This is a genomic window from Xenorhabdus cabanillasii, from assembly GCF_003386665.1.
GTDB classification, from domain to species: domain Bacteria; phylum Pseudomonadota; class Gammaproteobacteria; order Enterobacterales; family Enterobacteriaceae; genus Xenorhabdus; species Xenorhabdus cabanillasii.
Genome location: NZ_QTUB01000001.1, coordinates 1,861,912 through 1,877,270, shown reverse-complemented (window position 1 = coordinate 1,877,270; position 15,359 = coordinate 1,861,912). Strand labels below are relative to the sequence as shown.

The window sequence follows — 15,359 nt, the reverse complement described above, 5'->3', positions numbered from 1 at the left end:
TCTAGTGTGGTGGGCAACTTGTTGCCCAAACTAATTTAGTTGGTTACTGAATCACGCAGACGTTTTGCCGCTTCAACCATGTTCGCCAGCGACTGGCGGGTTTCTGTCCAACCCCTGGTTTTTAAACCACAATCTGGGTTAACCCATAAGCGTTCAACAGGAATGCGCTCGGCAGCTTTGCGCAATAAAGCTTCAATCCATTCAACACTCGGCACATTAGGTGAGTGAATATCATACACGCCCGGCCCAATCTCATTCGGATATGAGAAATCTTCAAATGAATCCAGCAATTCCATATCTGAGCGGGAGGTTTCAATAGTAATGACATCCGCATCCAACGCCGCAATGGAAGGCATAATGTCATTGAACTCGCAATAACACATATGAGTATGGATCTGTGTATCATCTTCCGCCACTGCTGCACTCAGTTTAAAAGCATCCACCGCCCAATCCAGATATTCCTGCCACTCTTCTCTGCGCAGCGGTAAGCCTTCACGTAATGCCGGTTCATCAATTTGAATAATGCCGATACCCGCTTTCTGCAAATCATCCACTTCATCACGCAAGGCCAGGGCAATCTGTTTAGCAATGGCTTCCCGGCTAATATCTTCCCTTGGGAATGACCAACAAAGAATAGTCACCGGCCCTGTTAACATGCCTTTTACTGGTTTGTCAGTCAGAGATTGTGCATACGTTGCCCAATCGACCGTAATCGCTTCTGGACGGCTGATATCTCCGATAATTACTGGTGGTTTTACACAACGGGAACCATAGCTTTGTACCCAACCATTCTGAGTAAAGACATAACCGTCAAAATGCTCACCAAAATATTCCACCATGTCATTACGTTCAGCTTCACCATGCACCAGCACATCTAATCCCAGTCGTTCCTGTTCATTGATCGCCTGTTTAATGTGCTCACAAATATTGATGCGATAATGATTACCATCAACACGACCTTTCTTGAAATCTAAACGTAAGCCACGGATCTCTGTTGTTTGTGGGAAAGAACCGATGGTTGTTGTCGGCCACAAAGGTAATTTGTATCGTTGGCGCTGAAGTTTAGCACGCTCCGAATAAACCTGATTGCGCTCACTGTCTTGTGGCTGGATCTTAGCAAGACGTTCAGCCACAGCCGGGTTGTTCACTCTTGTGGAACTGCGACGGGCACGAATTGGAGCACTGTAACTATCCAATTTATTCAATTCAGTCTGTTTACTGCCCTCAGGTGCGTTCAGTGCCTGAGATAACAGAGATAACTCTGTACATTTCTGTAGTGCAAAAGCAAACCAGCTCTTAACTTCCTCATCCAATCCGGTTTCATCATTCAAATCAATCGGACTGTGCAACAATGAACAAGAAGTACCAACCCAGATATCTCGTTTGCCTGCCAACGGTGTAATAAGTTCATATTTCGCCCTCAGATCTGCCCGCCAGACATTGCGTCCATTAATAACCCCCAACGAAAGCAGCCATGATTCCGGTAAAGATTTTTCCAATTCATTGAGAGGGTCCTGCCCTGCCACCAAATCAACGTGTAAACCTTGTACCGGTAGTGCTTTAATGGTTTCCAGATTATGGCTGATGCTATCGAAATACGTTGTCAGCAATAATTTAACCTGTCCCTGAAGTGCCTGATAAGCTGTCGGGAATGCTGCCAGCCAATCCTCTGGTAGTTCCAGTACTAACGCAGGTTCATCGATCTGCACCCACTCGATACCACGTTTTGCGAGTTCAGCCAGAATTTGCTGATATACTGGCAAAATATCCTCCAGCAGAGAGAGGCGATCAAAAGCTTTTCCTTTCACCTTTCCAAGCCATAAGTAAGTCACTGGCCCCAACAAAACAGGCTTCACTTTATGTCCCAACGCTAGTGCCTCATCAACTTCATCAAGTAATTGAGACCATCCGAGCCTGAACTCCTGGCCCTGCTGAAATTCGGGCACAATATAGTGGTAATTGGTATTAAACCATTTGGTCATTTCTGATGCAGCAGCCGGAGTACCTGTAGGAGCCCGACCACGAGCAATACGGAATAGTGTATCTAAATCAATGTTTCCATCTTCATTCTGATGGCGAGGAGGTACGTTCCCTAACAGCAAACTGGTCGTCAATACCTGGTCATACCAAGCAAAATCACCAACAGGAACTAAATCCACACCTGCCTCTTTTTGCTGTTGCCAGTGACGTGCACGTAATTCACTCCCTGTTTCCAGCAATTCTTGTTGAGAAATTTTACCTGCCCAATAGTTTTCTTGTGCTTTTTTTAGCTCTCTTTTCAAGCCGATACGTGGAAAACCTAATGTATGATTCAAAACTGTCATGTCGTCACCCGCAAATTTTAGCCGTCTAGATGTTTACACTTCTATAATCAACAGGTAATGTATAAACCACAAGCGCAAATTATTCATCATCAACTTGAAGGTTTTTCATGATCGAGATAAAACACTTAAAAACACTGCAAGCATTAAATCACTGTGGTTCGTTAGCAGCAGCAGCAAATCATCTGCATCAAACACAATCGGCTCTTTCGCATCAATTCAGTGAACTGGAGCATCGGCTAGGATATAGGCTTTTCATTCGTAAAAGTCAGCCCCTGAAACTGACTCATCAAGGTGAAGTGCTACTAAGATTAGCAGAACAAATTTTGCCTATGATCACAGCCTCCCTGCACGAGTGCAATAAGCCGCAAGAGGCTAATTTGCGTATTGCTATTGAATGTCATAGCTGTATTCAGTGGCTCACTCCTGCACTTAAACGTTTTAAGGAAAGCTGGCCGCAGGTCAATGTGGATTTTAAATCCGGGGTAACTTTTGATCCACAGCCGGCTCTGCAACAGAGAGAGCTGGATATTGTACTGACATCCGACATTATTCCAGACAGTAAACTGCACTATACGCCGTTGTTTGACTATGAAGTGAAACTGGTGGTTGCCCCTGATCATCCATTGGCTAATCAGCGGGATATCCAGCCAGAGGATCTCTCCCCCGAAACTTTGCTGATTTATCCGGTTCAACGGCAACGTTTTGATATCTGGAGACGTTTTCTTGAACCAGCAGATGTTACTCCGACCTTGAAAACCGTCGATAACACGTTATTACTCATTCAAATGGTGGCCGCCCGTTTAGGTATTGCAGCATTGCCTCATTGGGCGGTGGAAACATTCGAAAGGCAAGGATTAGTTGTCACTCAGACATTGGGAGAAGGGTTATGGAGCCGGTTGTACGCTGCCTGCCGTAAAGGGGAGCAACGCCAACCAGCCATTGATACATTTATTCGTTCTGCGCGCCAGCACGCGGTGGATAATTTGCCGTTTGTGAAGCGGGTTTCAATATCCAACGATGATGCACCCAAAGCGACGCAACAATCAGGCTGCCTCCAATGGTAAAACCCAACCAATTTGGATGCTGCTGCCAAATAACAAAATTGACCAATAACCCCGCCGGAACCAGCATATTATTCATAATCGCCAGTGTTCCGGCATCCACTTGGGTTGCGCCATAATTCCACATAAAGTAGCCAATACCGGAAGCCCCTGCTCCTAACCAGATCAGGACTCCCCATTGTACTTGGGTTGTCGGCAGTTTCTGTGGATCACCAAACATTAACCAGCCGATAATTGCAACGACACAAGCACCTAAATAGAACCACGAAAATGCGATTCTCTGTGGTATCGGATGCATTTCCATCAAACGCTTATAACCAACCTGACCAATGGCAAAGAAAATATTGGCCAATTGCACCAGCATTAAACCAATCCAGAAGGATTCACTTAACCGGTCATAACGAATAATCGCAGCTCCCGCCACAGCCAGTAACGAACTGAGCGCATAGCCCCAACGTAGCCGTTGACGCCCCATCAAATCGTATATCAGTGTGACATACAGCGGGGTCATGACCGTAAACAGCAAAAATTCTGCTACCGTCAGATAGTGGTAAGCATGAAATACAAACAAATACATCACACCTAACTGACAAGCTCCCACTGCCATATACAGTGCAATGACTTTCAGTGATAACCCACGCCAACGCAGAAATGGTAAAAATATCAGAGCAGCTAACACGACTCTGACAAGAACAGAAAACCAGCTATCAACCTGACCGGCGAGATAAGCACCAATCAGGCTGAATGACGCAGCCCACAAAAGTGTTGTAATTGTTAATAGCCACATATTTTATTGAGATTTACCTACCAACAGCGCTTCAAGCAAATCAAGGTCATGCAGGAGCGACTGTAACGTTTCATTACTAATCTTACGAGTTGCACGCAAGTGATATAACTCTCCCCTCTCAGCTCGTAATGCCGTCAAACGGAAACGCCGCTCCAGATCTTCAACCAATAAGCTGTGTTCACCCTCATCAGTCCCGACAGTACGGCGACGCAAATAACCGGTGACTCGGGAAGCGACCTCACTAATCACTTCAGCGTCCAGTTTTTCCTCAGTGTTGGCAGACAGACGCTCTTCCATTTTATTCATACTGACAATCGCAACTTCGGCCATCGCTGCTTTCGCCATTCTGATTTCATTGAGATCAGACTGTTTGTCTCCCACTTTCATGCCTCTCAGCAATAATGGAAGAGCAATAACACCGACAAACAGAGAGAACAGAATCACGCCTGCGGCAATAAAGATCAACTGATAACGAGCAGGAAATGGATCGCCATCCGGCAGGAAAAGAGGTACGGATAAAGCACCAGCCAGAGTAATTGCTCCACGGACCCCAGCAAACGAAGCCAGCCACAATTCACGGGTAGTGTAGGTTGAAAATTCCAGCGGTTTTTTCTTCATCAATACCTTGCTGGTATTTTTCATCAACCATAGCCAACAGAATCGCAGCAATATCAACGCAGCATAAATGATACCTACCGCAGCGAACAGCATCCAGGTTTCAACATGCGGATCAAGTTCTGCCTGAGCAACAGATGTCTCCCAAATCCCCGGCAACTGTAAGCCCAACATGATGAATACCAGGCCGTTGAATACAAACGCCAACATTCCCCATACGTTATCAGCACGCAAACGCATATCCAAAGGCGCATTGCGGATCACACCCGCCGTACTAATAGTCATACCCGCAGCAACTGCGGCCAGAATACCGGAGAAACCAATATGTTCAGCAATCATGTAAGAGGCAAATGGCAACAACATCATAAACATGATTTGAGTGGCAGGATCATCACCACTCCAGCGACTCATTAATCGCAGTGATTTACTGTACAACCAGGTGACAGCAATACCCGACGCCAAGCCACCAATAGCCACTTTAAAAAATTCGAATGTTGCGCCTGTGACGGTAAATGCCATTGTCCCCATGGCAATTGCCACGGCAAATTTCAGAGCAACCAGACCGGAAGCATCATTCATCAATGCTTCACCTTCCAGTACACTCATCATATTTTTAGGAATACTCCCTTTCCCAACAATCGAAGATAATGCTACTGCATCAGTTGGTGACAACACAGCTGCCAGGGCAAAAGCAGCAATAAGTGGAATACTCGGCAGTAACCAGTAAATCAAATAACCAATGCCGACAACTGTCACCAGGACCAATACTAAAACCAGAATAACTATTTCACGCCCATGTTGAAAAAATTCTCTGGTTGGTGTTTTCCAGCCATCAACAAATAATAGAGGAGGGATAAGTAAAACGAGGAATAATTCAGGATCGAAAGTAACGTGTAAACCAAAATGAGGCCAGGCCAGCAATGCCCCTATTGCTATTTGCACTATCGGCAAAGGGACACGGAATGGGATCACTTTAGTAAGAACACCAGAAACTGACACCACCAAAATCAAGATCAAGATAGTAAAGAATATTTCCATGTTACCCTTACAAATTGCCAAAAATCCGTCGGTGAAGAGATTGTGACTGTTTTTTTCTTGTAATAACAGCGCTAATAACCCTAAAAATTGAAGTTATTCTGGAAATTTAAAAAACAATCACATTGTGAATCAATGAACAGCAAGTCATTTGTCTATTTTATACTTATCTACGGAATTTTGTCGAAAATTTGACAGATTTTAAAAATTATCTAATCTGGAAATACACGCGCAAACTTTAATCGTTTGCGCATAATTTTTTGAGCACTCTTTTAATTAAATAGCCCAATTGCCGGCATAGAATACCACCAATGCAATAGCAATAATTACCGTACCGATATTCAGCTGACGCCATTCACCGGAGAAAATACGTCCAACAACCAAAGCACCAAACCCTAGCATAATACCAGTAACAATATTACAAGTCAGAACGATAAATACAGCACACAGTAATCCTGACATTGCCTCGACAGAATCATCGAAATTCAGCTTGCGTACGTTACTCAACATCAGCAACCCGACATACATCAAAGCAGGCGCCGTCGCATACGAAGGAACCAGATATGATAATGGGGAAAGGAATAATATCAGCAGAAACAAGATACCGACAACTGTGGCGGTCAATCCTGTTCTTCCTCCCACTGCGCTTCCCGCCGCGGATTCAATATAAACTCCAGCAGGAGAAGAGCCGATTGCTCCGGCGAAAATGCTGCTGACAGAATCGGCTGTCAGCGCCTTACCACCATTAATAATCTGCCCCCTTTTATCCAGCAGATTAGCTTGCCCCGCTACAGCCCTGATAGTACCTGTGGCATCAAATATTGCTGTCATCACCAACGCAAACACACTCGGTAATACAACGGGCTGCAAAGCTCCCATGATATCCATACTAAACATCAGAGAAAGGCCATCTTCCCCTAATGTTGGCAATTTAAAAAATCCTTGATATTTCACTGCGGGATCGAAAATCAAGCCAATGATTGAAATAACAATAATCACCAGCAAAATACTACCGGGAACTTTCTTCCTTTCCAACCCAATAATCCCTGCTAACCCTAATAAAGACATTATTACAGGAAAGGCTGTCAACGAACCAAAAGCAACCGGCAGCCCCGGATGAGGATTTTTAATCACCAATCCTACGCCATTTGCCGCAATCAGCAGCAAAAATAACCCGATGCCGATACCTGTTCCATGAGCTATTCCCATTGGCATATTGCGTAATATCCAGGCACGAATGCCGGTAACAGAAATAATGGTGAACAAGCATCCCATCAGGAAAACAGCGCCCAATGCAACAGGAATACTGACTTGTTGCCCTAATACCAGACTAAAAGCAGTAAAGGGTGTCAGGGAGAGTGCGCAACCAATTGCCATCGGCAAATTAACCCACAATCCCATCAATAATGAGCCAACCCCTGTAACCAGACATACAGCAATAAATACTGCGGTATGAGGAAATCCAGCCTGTCCAAGCAAGCCTGGCACAACAATAACGGAATAGACCATCGCCAAAAATATTGTTAACCCTGCGAGAATTTCCTGACGTACCGTGCTTCCATGTTCAGTTATTTTAAAATACTTATCGAGTTTGCCTTGAGTTGGTGCCTGCGTGCCAGACATGTTTATCCCCTGCCAGTATGTTGAACATCTATCCGATTTTCCTCACTATTTCTTCCCTCCTCTTATCCGACGAAAACGATTACGTCATTTGATAATCTCAAAAACGCTGTACTTAATTAGTTCAGCCATCTTCATACGCAATCGTTTGGCTTTTGAGGGAAAAAAGTGATGAGGTAATTGAGGCAGAGGATTATCCGGTGAATCGGGGATGAGAATCAAGTCATAATCATGAATTTTGTTGTCAATCCCTCTATTGGCAGTCTTAAGGAAAAACAGGAAATCAGTGAATATTCATAATAAAAATTTTTGCTTCACCCTAATTGGGAAATAACGCATTTTGTCTACCAATCAACCAGTAAACCAAGTAAAATTATAGATACTTTCTGGGTATGTCACACCACAAAAGACCATTCAATTAATAGGTTTTATAATGCATCAATCTGATGTTGCAGATCGTTCGCTTTTTTCACTGAGCTGGCCGATTTTCATCGATATTTTTCTTCATATGGCGACGTTGCTAATTAATACATATATGGTCAGCCATATTTCTTCGGCTTACTTAGCTGCTATGGGGGTTGGTAATCATGTTTTTGATCTGTTCATTACGATCTTTAATTTCATTAGTGTTGGTTGCAGCGTTGTAATTGCACAATATCTCGGCTCAGGAAAAAGAGATAAAGCCAGTCAGGCGATCCATATTTCCATCGCTTTTAATTTTGTGTTGGGTTTTAGTTGTGCTTTGGTGACGATTTTCTTCGGCTATAAAATCCTGCACATCATGAATCTGCCAGAAAACCTGATGGAGGATGGATTTGCTTATCTGCACATTTTAGGTATCTGCCTGATACCGGAAGCAATTTCAATTATTCTGGCTGCCTGTCTGCGGGTTTATGGTAAGTCAAAATCTGCCATGTATGTCACCCTGATTGCCAATCTGCTGACGATTGTCGGTAATATGATTGTCCTGTACGGGTTCTTTGGCCTACCTAAATATGGACTGGAAGGCGTGGCATGGTCTACGGTATTTGGTCGTACGGTTGCGGTTATTCTCCTCTGCGGATTATTATTTTATGGTTTAAGAATCAAGCTGATCCCTAAGTTAATGATATGCTGGTCAAAGAATATGCTTGGCAAAATCCTGCATATCGGTTTACCGGCTGCCGGTGAAAACCTGGTGTGGATATTACAATATATGACCGCACAGGCTTTTATCGGTTTGATGGGTGAAACTTCTCTGGCTGCACAGACTCTGTATTTTCAACTATCGCTGTTCATCATGCTGTTTGGTATTTCCACCAGTATCGGTAATGAAATTATGGTCGGCCACCTTGTCGGAGCAAAACGTTTTGAAGATGCTTATATCCGTGGGATAAAGAGTCTGAAAATCGGCGTTGTTGTCACAATTGGCGTCGTATTATTTTTCTGGATTTTCCGGGAACCGCTCCTTGGCCTGATGACAGAAAACCAAAAGATCATTGAGCTTCTGCTGCCTTTATTCCTGTTGTCTGTCTTTCTGGAACCGGGACGTACTTTTAATATCGTCATGGTCAATGCCCTGCGTGCTTCCGGTGATGCCAGATTCCCGCTTTGTACTGCTCTGCTCTTCATGTGGGGTATTTCTATCCCTGTTGGCTATTTTCTGGGAATTACCATGGAGATGGGTATCCTGGGGATCTGGATTGGCTTTTTCTGCGATGAATGGATACGAGGGCTGGTAAACGCCTGGCGCTGGAAATCTAAGAAATGGCAAACTAAACGATTAGATGTTTAATCACGTTTAACTGCAAAACATAGTCGTAAAAATTAGTTGTAAAAATGACAGTAAAAAATGCCGCAGTTATTGTCTGCGGCATTTTAAAATTATTCTAGTTTTTCTTTACGATAATGTTCTGAACGCGGTCCATACAGCAGGCGGCCATAATGATATCCTCCCGCACTCAATAGACGATTACTGGTAATGCCTGCAATATCGTGGCCTCTATCCATCATGGTGTTCGCAATTTGCTCAATAACCGCAGACACTAACATACCAATAATTCCACCACCGCCATTGTTACGATTTTCTGCGCTAGAAGCTGTTGCTACACCACTCCACACTTGTTTACCAGTCCGCAAATCAACCAGGCGAGCTTTCGCTGTCACGCGGGTATCACTGCTAATGATCTGATATTGTGTACCGTACTCTGTAACATCCAGATAAAGGGCTGCATCCGCACCAAAAATATCATGTAGTTTTTTATAGCTGATATTGTGGATATCCTGCGCATCAGCTGCACCATTTTGCCGGAATGTCTCTTCGACAGCCGCGACAGGAAAAACATAATATCCTGATTCAGCCAACGGATAAGTGACCTGAGAAACCACGCTGCCAGCTGCCTTCACATCCACGGATTTATTCACAGCAGGCAGAACCAGTATCGATTTAGGGTCACTTTCTTTCAATGCACTATAATCGTAAGGTGTCTGCTTGGCACATCCTGTCAATACCAGCAATAATAAAGCGCCGACTGCCCCCCAAAAACGGTTCATCATTTCACTCCCTTATTTTTATTCAGCAGAAAATCCATATACTGTGCGGATTCAGGAAATAATTTCTTTTCTATTTCAAACTGCTGAAAGGCTTCCTCAATATTGCCTGTTTTACTATAGAGCAACCCCATTTGAGCATGCAGCCCGGGAGGAACGGGTTTGTCTTTGGCTCTGGCTTGTTCAATTACTTTTTGCAATGCCTGGATCTGTTCTTGTGGCCCGGTCTTATCCTGTTGGTAATATTGGTAAACAGTTGACTGGTAATCACCCCATTCATAAATGGTTTTAGGTGCATGCACACACCCGGCCAATAATAGTATGCCCGGCAGCATCCCCATCTTTTTTATCAAAAACATTAAAAAGTCTTCCCGATATATTATTAGTTATTAGAATATTAGTTCGTTGGCTTCCATGCGCCACTTTCAACACCAGACACAAGGTCATTGACAGCTTCACGGATCGCCAAATCCAACACTTTGCCATTCAGAGTAGAGTCATAACCGGATGCACCACCGAATCCAATAATTTCGCGGCTGGATAATTTATATTCCCCGGCTCCTGCTGAAGAGAAAACAACTTCAGACGTTTCAACATTCACAACATTCAGCATCACTTTTGCATAAGCAATCTGTGATTTACCACGCCCCAAAATACCCCATAACTGATGGTCACCTACTTCCTTGCGACCGAATTCAGTAACAGCACCAGTGATCACATAATTAGCTCCCTTCAGCTTCTGCGCTTTGCCTCGTAACCCGGCCTCTGTTTTCAATTCAGCCATGTTAGTACGCTCCAGCACATTAAAACGACCAGTTTGCTGTAAATGAGTCACCAGAATAGTTTTTGATTGGTTCCCCAAACGATCGATACCATCAGAGAAAATGCCATTTTGGTAGCTTGAGCGGTTTTCAAATTTACCTACCGCGATAGGGCTACGAATTCCTTTGTAGGTGGTGTTATATGAAGAAACTTTTTGCACCTGAAGAGTCGATGACGACTCCGTCGCACATCCGCTCAACATGAGTGAAGCGAGACAAAGTGAAGCTAACGTGAGTTTATTTTTCATTATTATGTCTTCCTGAGAGTTTTTTGGTTATCCCGTCGTCTTTCAAGTGGCAATAGGGTTAGCTGCATCTTGAAATCCATAGGGTATAGAAGCCTGTCTGTCAGACAAATTATACCCCTCACATACCTCGTTGGGTTCTGTTTAAAATCGATTGCAATTGGGTATATACAGATACAGGCGGATACAACTAAGATAAAACGGTAAAATAATAAGTTTTATTATAGGAAAAGTCTATGTAAATACAACACGGTCATATCAGCCATGTTCAGTTACTATAGTTAACACCAATTTTCTATGCTTCCGGCAATCCATTTAATTGCAGCCACACTCTGTCTGTTAAGGTATGTAAAGGTAATCCAACCTCTTATTTAAGGTTAGGATAATAGATATTCTAATATTATTTTATTGTGCAAATTTCGATATTAAAATCCACCAAATACAAAATATAACAACAATAATATCATATAACTTTAAATATTATATTAAGTCGGTAATCTGTAAATTAAAATAATAAGAAAAATTATAATTTAAGTGACAACGCAGAAAAAACCATACCATCACATCCAGTCCATTCCATTCCACATATCGGGGCTCCCGGGTGAAAACTTTATGGATATCATTACTGGCAACATCATGTTTTTAAATACGATTAGATACCCCTTCACTCCCGTATTCATGTAAAGCCGCAGAGTATGAATTTAATTGATATCTCCCATCCAATAGAAAAATATGTTCAACAACACTATCGTTACAGAATCATTCCCAATATATAAAAAAACATCAAAATTAATATCATTAAAACTTATAATTTAACAAAGAGAATAAATCAAGTAAGTAATTAACCTGTAATTATTAAAATATAAAATAAAAAAGATATGATTAAATAATTCTTTATATACAAATTTATTAAACTCAAGCAAAATATACAGATGAATAAATACACTATATGACCATCCAGATAGCCATTAGGACGGATTGCTTTTTATCCATCACTGACAGTAATACAAGAAAAAACTAGATTAATATTCTAAATTACATCATAATGATGGCAATAAAAAAGATTTAATACTGACAGGGTGTTTTGAGCAAGTACGAGTGTAGTGAATCGTATCGCTTTTCTCTCCAATTGTTTCAATTTTCAATATTACGAATAATCACAACACCCTGGCATAAAGAGAGAATAACAAATATCAATTTTTCCTTTATGTAAAAACAATTCTCTAAAAAATCATATTAAACGGAGTCTTTAGGAAAATTTTCCTCATAAAATTCTTTAATATCAACACACGACAATTCATTTTTTAAACAAATTTTCTGAAAAAATCGTTCTTTAGTGTTTATGTGATACGTTTTTCTCTGTGCTTATTCAACACCTATTACAGCACCAAAGATGTAAACGAGAGCTATTATGAAAACAGCAACAAAAAGTAATGATGTCATGTCCCACGCTTCTTTGGCTGCCAAACGAGCTAATATGACGCAAGCAGAATGGAAACAAGCCATAAAATTTGGTGGCATAGACATGGGATGGATCATTATGAGTATCGGCATGGCTATCGGTGCCGGTATTGTTTTCCTTCCGGTACAGGTCGGTTTGATGGGATTGTGGGTCTTCCTGCTCTCTTCGGTTATTGGCTATCCTGCCATGTATCTTTTTCAACGCCTGTTCATCAATACACTTGCTGAATCACCTGAATGTAAGGATTACCCTAGCGTGATCAGCGGTTATCTCGGTAAAAATTGGGGCGTTTTTTTAGGTGTGCTCTACTTTATTATGCTGGTGATCTGGATGTTTGTTTACTCCACTGCAATCACCAACGATAGCGCTTCATATCTGCAAACCTTTGGTATTTCCGACGAATTGTTATCCGAAAATCCTTTTTATGGATTAACCTTAATCTGTATTCTGGTGATGATCTCATCCCGCAGTGAACGATTGTTATTCAAACTATCCAGTCTAATGGTGCTGATAAAATTATTTGTTGTTGCTGCACTGGGGTTTTCCATGCTCGGCATGTGGCATCTATACAATATCGGCGCATTACCTCCTTTCTCCATGTTGGTAAAAAAGGCCATTATCACTCTCCCTTTTACACTCACATCCATCCTGTTTATCCAGACACTAAGCCCGATGGTTATTTCTTATCGCAATCATGAAAAAAATCGTGAAGTTGCCCGTTATAAGGCACTGCGGGCTATGAATATCGCCTTTGGTATTCTGTTTTGTACGGTGTTTTTCTATGCTGTTTCTTTCACGCTGGCGATGGGACACGACGAAGCGGTCAAAGCTTATGAACAGAATATTTCCGCACTAGCGATTGCTGCACAATTTTTCCCCGGTGGCTGGGTCATTTTAGTCAGTATTATACTCAATGTCTTCGCTGTCATGACTGCCTTCTTCGGTGTCTACCTCGGTTTTCGAGAAGCCAGTCAGGGAATAGCCATGAATATTCTCAGCCGCTTAATATCAACAGAAAAAATCAATGAAAAGTGGGTGCAAAAAGGCATCATAATATTTGCTATTTTATTAGCATGGGGAGCGATTATTCTGAATGCACCGGTTTTAAGTTTCACATCTATCTGTAGTCCGATATTTGGTATCGTCGGCTGCCTTATTCCTGCTTATCTGGTTTACAAGGTTCCCAACCTCTGTCACCACAAAGGAGTATCACTAATCTTGATCATCTTCACAGGGATCTTGCTATGTATCTCTCCTTTTCTGGCCTTTTCCTGATGTGATAAAAATCAGCAGCTAGCCAGCTCATCATTAAGATTTCTTACGCTACAGACCTTTCTATTGTGGAAGGTCTGTATGTCATCCAAGCACCTCCAATAAGCACATAACGCAATCAATAATTATCGCAATGATGAAATATTTTTTAATTAATCATAATTAATATTTATTGAATAAATCTTTACAACTCAAATAAGAACAGGAAAGCATTACACTTAATTAGCAAGATAATAATATTATTTTAAATGATAACATAAATTTACAAGTTACTTGTTCATGTTAATTCGGTTATTTTAAATGCTGTCATACCTGCATTATTTACACCAGAGAAGTCTACTAATTTTAAATCACCTCAATAATCAAAATAAAATCCTGAATATACAAAAAATTAAAAAATTTATATCTGAATTATATTGAAATAAACTCTTTAAGTAGATATTTTGCATACAAAAAAGTACATATTTCACTCAAATTAGATAAATCATTTACTTTTTCCGGTAAATGCAGTAAAAAGACGAAATCATTACACCATAAAAGGACAATATAAGAATAAAAAACTAAAAATAAAATTCAGCCAGATGTTTAGTAGCAAAATTTAATCAATCAGCATTCCTTGTGGAATTCTTTCTATGATTAGCCCATTCTATTCACGAGGGTTACATAACAAATATTTACACTATTTAAATAAATATTTTCATTAAAACAATGATGAACAGAAGCAGCAAATTTTTTTATTTCCTGTTTTCTAATTATATTAACCTGGTATTTATCCAATTATGTTCAAAAGCTCTGATAGCTTGTTGTATTCGATTAGTTTAAATAGCCCCGTTATTTACAGCTAATCTATCTGATGTAATAGGAATGATAATTTCATGAAGCAACGCAAATTTTTAACCCGATATGAAATAGATGCAATTTTGGCAGAGACAAAACAAGGACGTCATGCTGAACGAGATTATTGCATGCTATTGATGTGTTTTATTCATGGGTTTAGGGTCAGTGAGCTGTGTAATTTATGTTTATCTGATCTCGATTTAAATTCAGCAATTATTCATATAAGACGTTTAAAAGGCGGTCTGTCAACAACACATCCTTTGATCCCAGAAGAAATTGAAGCACTGAAAAGATGGCTGGATGTACGTCAAAAATGGCGGGAAGCTGATTCACCATGGGTATTTCTTTCCCAAAAATCAGGGGCTGTTTCACGACAACAAGTTTATGGGTTACTGAAACGTTATGGAAAAAAGGCCGCAGTCAGCGTTTCTCCGCATCCCCATATGTTAAGACACGCCTGCGGCTATGCACTTGCAGACCTCGGTCGTGATACTCGTTTAATTCAAGATTATCTGGGGCATCGCAACATTTCACATACAGTGATTTACACGGCCAGTAATGTAAAACGCTTTTCCAAAATTTGGGAGACACACTCTAAGTAAATTTTTTATTTATTTTTCTTGTTTTCACTAACATGACCTGTTATTGCAACAATCTCCACTGTTCCTCTTGTGGAGATTGCAAGTAAACAGAATAGACAACTTCGTTGTAACGTAAATATGATTTTTGACGTATGATAAATTCTATTTAT

The 15,359-nt window shown here is 41.3% G+C and carries 11 protein-coding genes; 4 read left to right on the top strand and 7 right to left on the bottom strand.

Annotation, left to right across the window (positions count from 1 at the left end):
• Window positions 1-35 precede the first annotated feature (35 nt).
• Window positions 36-2,324 carry a 5-methyltetrahydropteroyltriglutamate--homocysteine S-methyltransferase gene (gene metE / locus BDD26_RS08870; RefSeq protein ID WP_115826317.1) on the bottom strand — a complete coding sequence of 763 codons (2,289 nt, stop codon included), beginning with the start codon at window positions 2,322-2,324 and terminating at the stop codon, window positions 36-38.
• A gap of 107 nt (window positions 2,325-2,431) precedes the next feature.
• Here metE and metR point away from each other — a divergent pair, with 107 nt between their 5' ends.
• On the top strand, window positions 2,432-3,388 hold the full coding sequence (metR, locus tag BDD26_RS08865; RefSeq protein ID WP_072022061.1) for an HTH-type transcriptional regulator MetR: 957 nt from the start codon (window positions 2,432-2,434) through the stop codon (window positions 3,386-3,388).
• On the opposite strand, the gene BDD26_RS08860 is transcribed toward metR, so the two are convergent.
• The 3 genes from BDD26_RS08860 to BDD26_RS08850 form a co-directional block, all read right to left on the bottom strand.
• Window positions 3,273-4,172 carry a carboxylate/amino acid/amine transporter gene (locus tag BDD26_RS08860; RefSeq protein WP_038269167.1) on the bottom strand — a complete coding sequence of 300 codons (900 nt, stop codon included), beginning with the start codon at window positions 4,170-4,172 and terminating at the stop codon, window positions 3,273-3,275. The two genes, metR and BDD26_RS08860, sit on opposite strands and share 116 nt — an antisense overlap.
• Before the next feature lie 3 nt (window positions 4,173-4,175).
• Complete coding sequence (locus tag BDD26_RS08855; RefSeq protein WP_115826315.1) at window positions 4,176-5,825, bottom strand: Na+/H+ antiporter; 1,650 nt, start codon at window positions 5,823-5,825, stop codon at window positions 4,176-4,178.
• Window positions 5,826-6,098: 273 nt separating this feature from the next.
• A complete protein-coding gene (locus BDD26_RS08850; protein WP_115826313.1) occupies window positions 6,099-7,445 on the bottom strand; it encodes an NCS2 family permease in 1,347 nt (448 codons plus the stop codon).
• A gap of 430 nt (window positions 7,446-7,875) precedes the next feature.
• On the opposite strand from BDD26_RS08850, the gene BDD26_RS08845 reads away from it, so the two are divergent.
• On the top strand, window positions 7,876-9,216 hold the full coding sequence (locus BDD26_RS08845) for an MATE family efflux transporter (RefSeq protein ID WP_038269160.1): 1,341 nt from the start codon (window positions 7,876-7,878) through the stop codon (window positions 9,214-9,216).
• 89 nt (window positions 9,217-9,305) lie between these two features.
• Here BDD26_RS08845 and BDD26_RS08840 read toward each other — a convergent pair whose 3' ends face one another.
• From BDD26_RS08840 to BDD26_RS08830, 3 genes are read right to left on the bottom strand one after another with little or no spacing between them, the layout of a single operon-like run.
• Window positions 9,306-9,974, bottom strand: coding sequence for a DUF799 domain-containing protein (locus BDD26_RS08840; protein WP_115827525.1), 669 nt, complete (start codon window positions 9,972-9,974; stop codon window positions 9,306-9,308).
• Window positions 9,974-10,330: a DUF4810 domain-containing protein gene (locus BDD26_RS08835; RefSeq protein WP_115826312.1), complete on the bottom strand. Its 357-nt coding sequence runs from the start codon at window positions 10,328-10,330 to the stop codon at window positions 9,974-9,976. Before BDD26_RS08835 ends, BDD26_RS08840 begins: the two co-directional genes overlap by 1 nt.
• Before the next feature lie 38 nt (window positions 10,331-10,368).
• A complete protein-coding gene (locus BDD26_RS08830; protein ID WP_038269153.1) occupies window positions 10,369-11,040 on the bottom strand; it encodes a CsgG/HfaB family protein in 672 nt (223 codons plus the stop codon).
• A gap of 1,408 nt (window positions 11,041-12,448) precedes the next feature.
• On the opposite strand from BDD26_RS08830, the gene BDD26_RS08825 reads away from it, so the two are divergent.
• Complete coding sequence (locus BDD26_RS08825; RefSeq protein WP_115826310.1) at window positions 12,449-13,774, top strand: SLC5/6 family protein; 1,326 nt, start codon at window positions 12,449-12,451, stop codon at window positions 13,772-13,774.
• Between the two features lie 872 nt (window positions 13,775-14,646).
• Window positions 14,647-15,210, top strand: a complete 564-nt coding sequence (locus BDD26_RS08820) for a tyrosine-type DNA invertase (RefSeq protein WP_038269147.1) — start codon at window positions 14,647-14,649, stop codon at window positions 15,208-15,210.
• Window positions 15,211-15,359 lie beyond the last annotated feature (149 nt).